This window comes from Tychonema sp. LEGE 07196 (genome assembly GCF_963890365.1).
Taxonomy (GTDB): Bacteria; Cyanobacteriota; Cyanobacteriia; order Cyanobacteriales; family Microcoleaceae; genus Microcoleus.
The window spans coordinates 40,428-48,756 of the sequence record NZ_CAWPRX010000189.1 but is presented as its reverse complement, the minus strand read 5'-3'; the positions used below and the strand labels follow the sequence as shown (position 1 = coordinate 48,756).

Sequence of the window (8,329 nt, the reverse complement as noted above, 5' to 3'; positions counted from 1 at the left end):
CCCCATCCCCCAATTTAAAATCGACTGACTCCTCACCTTTTTGAGACAGACTATAAGTCAGTCCTACCTTTTTATTGTTTGTTTAATTGTGAACAAATGTAACGTTATTATAAATAATGTGAATGCTATTGGTGTTACACAAATTTATATAAATATTTTATACAGTTTTGGAATAAATCTTGATTTTTTAAATGATTAGTCTCGTTGCCTTCTAGAATGGCGATTCCCTACCCTTCACCGAACCCCTATCACGCACTTCTAGCGTTCCACACTTGTGTCAAATTCTATCGGTAAGACGGAAATTACGCACTATATATATAGGGCTGACAAGAATTTATGGCATCTGTCCTGTATTCTTGCTAAGTCAGAGCTAACTTCAACCTAATTATGTAGCCTCCGGCTGCTGCACCTCACGGTGTTAGATAGAATAACGTGTAAAACCATTTTTTGCCTTTTGGACTATAAGTTGAAGGCTCTGATAAATCTACGACAGAAGTATAAATATCTAATGTCGCAGTTAGTTTGACAAAAATTAAGCCTAAAACAGCAATAACTTGTTACTTAAGTGGTTAATTGTAAAAATTTGATAAAGTTAGCAAAAACCTCTTGACAGTTATAAGTAATTTCTCGGATAATAGATTCACACAAAGACGGGCTCGGTTTGAAGTTTAAATATCAAATTCGGTTCTGATAAACCTTTTGACTGGTGTGACGTTCCAGAAACATTAAACATATCCAATAATTCTTGTAGACCTGGCATCCGGCCTGCTGTTTACAGTTTTTTTAGGATGCGCCTATTGTTAATGACACGGACAACGGACGGCCAGAACGCAATAGATCGATCGAACTAGATTTGAAATCAGTCACCCCAGCAATCCAAAGTGATAAGAAGTATCATATTACTTCTTTACGTTACTTTCCCATGCGCTGTTATGACTGTCTGTTATATTTCGAGGCAACAGCCCATCGAGTCTTTAGTGAATTTATCAGTACGTAGAATTAGCTTTTTTAGGAATTAAGTTGAGGCTCCTAAAGCTGAGAGATATCAATCCGCTATCTTAAGAACTTTCAACTTCAATAACAGCAAGGCAAGCTTTGAGTTTCGCAACCGGATTAACGAGTAGAAACTCTAATTTTTTCACTCTCATTTTTTAATGGTCTAGCTTCATGTCGAGGTGGAAAACCACCTGAGATATGTCATTGCTAATATCTCGGTGCAAGGAAGCAATCTTACAGTTTGACATAGCTTCTATCTAGCGCTATCCGAGAAATTACAAGCATTAATGCAGACAAACGATCAAAATAAAACTCCATACAAAAGTAAGGTACATCCATGTTTTCCAATAACAATTTGACTATTTTACAACCCCTATCAGCGAAACTATTGCCAGATGGCAAAGTTTTACTCACCCGCAAGCTGGACGAAGCCGTTGTCGAATTAACCAAGTATTGGGATGGTTCGATTACAGTGATGATGGAAGAGAGCCAAACAGGTAACAATAATCTCGATTGCAAAGTTTTCGATATCGATAAACTACCATTCAAATTAGAAGTGATTTCCTTCGATCTAATCACGCCTGCTTTGTTGCACAAACACAATACTTCGCTGGTGTTAGCAGTGCCGGGATACCGACAAAACCATATCAGCAATATTTGCAACTTAGCTGGAGTGCCATGTATTTACGTTTCTGAATATACTCTGAAAACTCGCAAACAAATTGCGAGCGTGAATACCAAAAACCCGATTGTACGCTTGCGGAGAATGGCTTGGGAAAAAAATCAAGAAATTAAGCAGCGGGCGGCGATCGCAAATGCGGATGGTTTGCAGTGCAACGGTACTCCTACCTATAAAGACTACTTGAACCTCAATCGCAATTCGATGCTTTTCTTTGACACGCGGATTAGCGAAGATATGCTAGCAACTGACAGGGATATTGAAATGCGGACTCACAACCGCTCTGAAGATATGCCTCTGCGGCTGCTGTTCTCTGGCCGCCTGATTAAAATGAAGGGAGCCGATCATTTACTGAATGTTGCTCTAGAACTTAAGAAACGGGGAGCAAATTTTGAAATGTTCATTAGCGGTGCTGGCGACTTAGAAAAGATGATGCACCACACCATAGCAGCCAATCAACTTCAGAATTGCGTGAAAATGCTTGGTGTCCCGGACTTTAAGACCGAGTTTTTCCCCTTTGTTAAGGACAATATCGATTTGTTTGTGTGCTGTCACCGGCAGGGCGACCCCTCGTGTACTTATTTAGAAACAATGTCTTGCGGAGTGCCGATTGTGGGCTATGCTAACGAAGCATTCGAGGGAATTTCAGAAATGTCTGAAACGGGATGGATGGTACCGATGGATAAACCTAAACTGATGGCGCAGAAAATTATTCAACTCAGCTACAACCGAGAAGTCATCAAAGCTATGTCTTTTAAGTCGCTGAGGTTTGCCCAAAAGCACACATTTGAGAAAACTTTTAAAGCTCGTGCAGAACATATGCAGCGGGTTGCTGATAACTCAATGTCGATGAGAAAAGCTGCCTGAAGAAAACTGTGGGTTCGAGATTTGATGTCGTGTCTGATCGATTGACCGCAATGAGTAGGGCTCGTAGTGCGGACTTGACTCCACTCCTAGGCCCTGGAGTCAAGTCCGCACTACGAACTGTTTTTGTTATGGTAATCGACCGGACATGATTTGATGTCGTGTCTGGCGATTTGATTGGAATTAAGCCTACATTCAGAAGAAATAGTTCTGATTTATTGATCAAAAATAGGACAGTCTTCCTCACTACAAACCTATCTAATTTTTTATTTTTTAGGGCAGCTAGCGGGGGCGACATCCTTTTAGACGCAGTTCTTGAGGTGAGGGATAATTATTAGAGGTCGGTGCATTTTTGAATTTGAAAAGTATTAGAGTTGAAAAGGCGATCGCCCTTGGGCCATCAGTTCTCAAATCTCCTGCGACAGGTTCCGATTTCTGGGCCACTACCCGGTCTAACAGCAATTCTATCCCGTCGGGCGACAGGCTCATTTTTGTCTCCACTTGGTCGGGCAAAACTAACAGCGGTTGTACTGCAAATGTCTGCAAATCAATTGCTTCAAGGGTGAATTATTCGGAAAAATCTTTCCCAGGCTTCCGTCTGGTTAACAAGCAGTAAAGCTGAGGAGTTCCGGGGTCAAACTGACAGTCGATCAATTCTCCGGCGGTGCGGATTAGTTCTTTTTGCAATTCCTGATTTGTTACTAAAAAAATTGACTGTGTAAAATCGCTGTTGTACTTCAGCATTGCCGATTCTCAGCCGTCGGGTGTGAAGCTGAATACTCTCCGAAATGATGGTATGAAGTCTAAAGGTTTGACGTTTGGTGTCAAGGATAAAATGGCGATGCCGTCTGCTTGGGGATTGGCTAAAGTTGCGCTGTCTGGGGCGATCGCAAATTCTCCGGTCGCACAACTAAAAAGCCCCTGCGGAATCCGGGAAGTTTCCGGCCACAACAAGGACAAACCAATATCCTCTGCATTGCCTCTCTTGGCGCGCTAAATCGCGATCGCTCTTGAGGTGCTGGCACTATAGACAATTCAAATATATAATGCCGATGCCATCGGAAACAACATTACAAAGCAAGCCCAACAAAATTTATAGAAAACAACCCATGAATTCTAGATTTAAATCGTCACAAATTTTAAGTCTAAAGTCAAAATAATTAATTATTATTTCTAGGTTTGGCTTTTGGCTTTTTATTTGTGAAAATCAACAATTTACAACGCCAGAAATTCAACCATACAAAACTTCTTCCGCAGGCGGCGTGGCATCTTTAGGGTCGAATTTTTTGATTTTCAAAGCTTGCAGCAAAAACAGCGAAATATAAAGCGGATTCAACAATACATACCGCTTCCAGAGACGCCTGGGCTCCTTAATCATCCGAAACAGCCATTCCAAACCTATCTTAGATAAAAACTCAGGAGCTTTAGCCAAATTACCCGCGTGAAAATCGTAAGCTGCACCTACAGCAATCAGCGGCATTGATAAGTCATCACGGTATTCGTAAGCCCAGACTTCTTGTCGCGGACACCCCAAACCGACAAAAGTAATTGCTGCACCGCTGTTGCGAATTTTCTGGGCAATTTCCTGTTTTTCTTGCGGCGAAACCTGCTTAAATTTAGAAGGCTGAGTTCCAGCAATAATTAACTTGGGATAACGCTGGCAGAGATTGTGAGATAAAGCTTCCAGTACAGAAGCTTGAGAGCCGTACAAATAGATAGATAATCCTTCTTCGGCGGCGCGCTCGCAGATTTTTAACATTGCATTTGGCCCGCAAACTCGATCGGGCAATTCCGTATTGTAGAGCAAATTTAACGCCCATCTGACCGGCTGTCCGTCTGGCAATACTAAATCAATGTGATTGATCCGATAGCGGTGAGTGCTGTCAAGCACCCCAGTCATTACCCCGTGAACCGCTAGAGCCGAAACTGACAGTGGTTTTCCGGCGTTGGCTGCCGCCATAATTGTGCTAACAGCCGCTTCATAATTAACGGCATTTACTAATATGCCGAGTACATTTTTTTTTCCTAAATCGATATTGGAAGACCTCTCTAAGCCAACGACACTTACACTCATAAATATCCTCTAAAATTTGTTTAACTTTGTTTTCAATTCTTTATACCTCTTGCACAAATATTCGATCTGTTAACCGCAGATCTTAAGTGGATAAACACTAATCGACGCAGATAATTTAATCTGATCGGCGATTGAATGCAAGAGGTCTTTTACAAAAATTGCCAGCACATTCTTTTTGTACCCGTTCAATCCTGCGATCACTCTTTCAGCCAGCGTTCGCGGTTACATTCATAAATCTCCTGTAGGATTTGTTTAACGTTATATTTCATTTTCCAGTCAGGATAGTGACTGGAAAATTTTGAATTATCGCTAATCCACCAAATGTGATCGCCAATGCGATTTCCTTCAGCATAAGTCCAATTAAATGTACGTTCCGCAATTTCCTCGCACATCTGGATGGCTTCTAACATCGAACAATTGCTGTATCTACCTCCTCCTGTATTATAAACTTGGGCGCTTCTGGGAGCTTTATAAAATTCATAAAATGCCGAAATTAAATCAGCGCTGTGAATGTTATCGCGGACTTGCTTGCCTTTGTAGCCAAACACGGTGTAAGGAGTTCCCGTCACGGCGCACTTCATCAAGTAGGCGAGGAAGCCATGCAGTTGAGCTCCCGAGTGATTTGGCCCCGTCAGACAGCCGCCGCGAAAACAAGCGGTGTTCATCTGAAAATATCTGCCGTATTCTTGAACTAAAATATCAGCGGCTACCTTAGAAGCACCAAACAAACTGTGCAGGCACTGGTCGATAGACATATCCTCCCGAATGCCGTTTTCGTAAGTGTGACCTGCTTCTATTTCCCATCGATGATCTAATTCAACTAAAGGCAATTTGTTGGGGGTATCGCCGTATACTTTATTAGTAGAAGTGAAAATGAAAACTGCTTTGGGACAGTACAAGCGAGTTGCTTCTAAAAGATTGAGAGTACCGTTAGCGTTTACTGTAAAATCTATTTTTGGGGCGCGAGCCGCCCAATCGTGGCTCGGTTGGGCGGCTGTGTGAATTACTAGCTCGATCGAATCTCCGTACCGCTGAAAAATATTGGTAATAGCTTCGTAGTCGCGAATGTCAACATCTAAGTGATAATACTTGGTTCCCAAAGATTTTTCTAGCTGTTGGCGGTTCCAGTTGGTAGAACCATCGGCACCAAAAAAGAACTGGCGCATATTGTTGTCGATGCCAACTATGTCTAAGCCTTGTTTGGCAAAGAACTTACAAGCCTCCGAGCCAATTAATCCCGCCGAGCCAGTAATGATTGCAACGCTCACGTTTCACCGCCTAAAAAATATAGTTTTTTTTGTTTTGTGCGATCGAACAAATCAGATATCACCCAGATTTTCGATAGACTATATCTTCGCACAATTGAGCAAAGAATTTACCTTTAACATCCCAATCATATACTTCCCTGACGTGATTTCGACCTGCTTCACCCAAGCGCGATCGCAACTCGGCATCGCCGGCTAAATGAGCGATCGCCTCAGCTAGACCCTGCACTGCCTGTTCTGGATTGTAAGCAGGTACTTTTACCCCCGTTTGTGCCGTCACTTGAGTAGCAGGCCCTCCCAAATCCAAGCAGATAATGGGACGCCCCGCCGCCATCCCCTCCAGACAAGTCCACCCCCCAGAATCGTGCAAGCTAGGGTGAATCAGTACATGAGACTCCCCTAACTTGCCCAAACTTTCCTCGCGCGGCAGCCTCCCCCACAACTTAACTTGAGAAGCAATGCCCAATTCTTGCGCTAAAGACTGAAGGCGATCGCCTTCCGGGCCATCCCCCAGCAGCCAATATTCGGCATTCGGCAAGTTAGCTCGGGCAAAGGCCCGTACCGCCAGGTGATAGCCTTTCCAGTGCAGCAACCGCCCCATACTGATGAACCTAATCGGCGAATCCCCTGGCATTTTGCACTCTCCCAGCCGCCCCATCTCTGCCTTTGACAGACCGGCTTCAGAAAGCACCTGCACCTTTTTAGCCCCCATCGCCCGCACCCGCTTCGCCGTGTCATCCGTGGTCGCCAAAGCTAAGACGCTTCTTTGAGCCGTCATCCTGGCAAAGGGATCTCTCTCACCGAGGCGCTGCCCCCAGTCTCGCGCTGTTTCGTAAAGTTTTGCCTTGGAGCTAAAATCTTCCCAAAAAGGTTTAGGGGCTGCTTCGCCACCGCCCACAGGCCCCCAAATAAAAGGAATAGGCAGCAGCGAGATGAAGCTCGGCGACCAAAATTTAACGTAGGTGACGTGGCGGGCGATGTCGAAATTAATTTGGCGGTGGAGATCGCGCGCCTCTAAATAAGCCAAAATTTGCCACAGGTAATAGTGCAATTGCAGCCCTCCCTGTCTACCTTTAAAGTTTTCGCTCCAGCCGAAAGGCTCAATGTAGACGAAGTGCAGATTAGGGTTCGGGTACGCGGCGAGGAAGGCTTCAATAGCGGTACGGTAAAAGGTGCGAGTTATTACCCATACATCGTGATGTTTGGCGGCTTCTACCACCGCATTCCAGCCCACTCCTTCCTCAGATCCTTGTCCGGGTTCGCAAGCAAAGGCAGACAATAAAATTTTCATCAACTTTTCTCCAATACTAGCGAAGTCACATCGGCTATTAATTTCGCAGCATTTTCTGGTGTATGTTCAGCGATCAATTGCTGGGATTTTTGGCCCATAATTACTAACTTTTCGGGGCAATCAATCAAGTTCCGCATCGCATTTGCCATACCTTCCGAATCATAGGGATCAAAAATATAACCATTTTCACCTTCAACGATCATTTCGCAAGCCCCAGCCCATTTTGAACACAAAACTGGCTTACCAAATGCCATCGCTTCTAGTACCACCATTCCCCAAGTATCTTCTAACGTAGGAAAAACAAACGCATCAGCTTCTAGAAAATAAGATCCCAAGTATCCGTATTCGATCCACCCTGTCCAAACAATTTGTTTTTCTAAATCCCATTCTTTTGTAAGTGCTTCTAGTTCCGATCGCTGTTCTCCGTCTCCAACGATAATGACTGTGTAATTCGAGTATCCCTGGCTTTGCAAAATTGTGCAAGCTTCTAACAGATTCTTAATCCCTTTGCGGGAAATTACTTGACCCACGCACAGAAAAATTGGGTGGGGGAATGACAAAGAGATAGAATTATTATTGTCTATTTTTTCTACCAAAGCTTTAGCATCAGGAACCATGTAAGGTTGAGCAAATATCTTACTTTCGGCGGCCCCAATCACTTCTACCAAATATTCTTTACCTCGGCGACTATTAGAAACAAAGGTATCCGCAAATTTACCCATCCAGCGTCGAATCGTCGATCGCACCTTAGAATCTCGAAAGTCTACGTTCGGCGAACTACTTTCATAAACTAAAACCAATCGCCATTTCCCTATAGGCTTAAAAATTATAGCTACCAATGTCCAGATCGAAAAGCCACTAGCAAAAATGACCTGGGGCTTGAATTTCAAAAGAGGAAAAATAATCCCAGGAGTAGCCTTAATATAACCACGACTGTACCCCGTTTTTATCTTTTGGGTGGTGATGAATTGTGTATCTCCCACAACTTCGACGACTTCTGTACCAGCAGCTTCCGGATCGTAGCGCGGCCAGAGGCGACCTGTATAAAAAATCGTGTTCGGAATTAATTTTTTGAGTTCATGTAAAACCGGCGGCCAATAGGCCCCAAACTCTGCAGAAGGAACGAGCCAAGCGATGCGAACTTCATTTTTGTCAACCAT

Annotated in this window: 8 protein-coding genes; 1 reads left to right on the top strand and 7 read right to left on the bottom strand. The window is 43.7% G+C overall.

The window, feature by feature from the left end:
• Window positions 1–1,333 precede the first annotated feature (1,333 nt).
• A complete protein-coding gene (locus AACV78_RS22545; RefSeq protein ID WP_194009471.1) occupies window positions 1,334–2,542 on the top strand; it encodes a glycosyltransferase family 4 protein in 1,209 nt (402 codons plus the stop codon).
• Window positions 2,543–2,821: 279 nt separating this feature from the next.
• On the opposite strand, the gene AACV78_RS22540 is transcribed toward AACV78_RS22545, so the two are convergent.
• The 7 genes from AACV78_RS22540 to AACV78_RS22510 all read right to left on the bottom strand — a co-directional run bounded on the left by AACV78_RS22540 (window position 2,822) and on the right by AACV78_RS22510 (window position 8,329).
• Entirely contained in the window at window positions 2,822–3,085 is a 264-nt protein-coding gene (locus AACV78_RS22540; protein WP_194009472.1) for a hypothetical protein, read from the bottom strand.
• Between the two features lie 21 nt (window positions 3,086–3,106).
• Window positions 3,107–3,283 (bottom strand): hypothetical protein, encoded by a 177-nt coding sequence (locus AACV78_RS22535; protein ID WP_194009473.1) that lies wholly within the window; start codon window positions 3,281–3,283, stop codon window positions 3,107–3,109.
• A 9-nt stretch (window positions 3,284–3,292) separates the two neighbouring features.
• Window positions 3,293–3,499, bottom strand: a complete 207-nt coding sequence (locus tag AACV78_RS22530; RefSeq protein WP_194009474.1) for a hypothetical protein — start codon at window positions 3,497–3,499, stop codon at window positions 3,293–3,295.
• Window positions 3,500–3,770: 271 nt separating this feature from the next.
• Window positions 3,771–4,613: a WecB/TagA/CpsF family glycosyltransferase gene (locus tag AACV78_RS22525; protein ID WP_194009475.1), complete on the bottom strand. Its 843-nt coding sequence runs from the start codon at window positions 4,611–4,613 to the stop codon at window positions 3,771–3,773.
• Window positions 4,614–4,810: 197 nt separating this feature from the next.
• The gene (locus AACV78_RS22520) at window positions 4,811–5,881 is read right to left on the bottom strand and encodes an NAD-dependent epimerase/dehydratase family protein (protein WP_194009476.1); all 1,071 of its coding nucleotides are present in this window, start codon (window positions 5,879–5,881) and stop codon (window positions 4,811–4,813) included.
• 58 nt (window positions 5,882–5,939) lie between these two features.
• Window positions 5,940–7,169, bottom strand: a complete 1,230-nt coding sequence (locus AACV78_RS22515; protein WP_194009477.1) for a glycosyltransferase family 4 protein — start codon at window positions 7,167–7,169, stop codon at window positions 5,940–5,942.
• Window positions 7,169–8,329 (bottom strand): glycosyltransferase family 4 protein, encoded by a 1,161-nt coding sequence (locus AACV78_RS22510; protein ID WP_194009478.1) that lies wholly within the window; start codon window positions 8,327–8,329, stop codon window positions 7,169–7,171. The genes AACV78_RS22515 and AACV78_RS22510 overlap by 1 nt, the downstream gene beginning before the upstream one ends.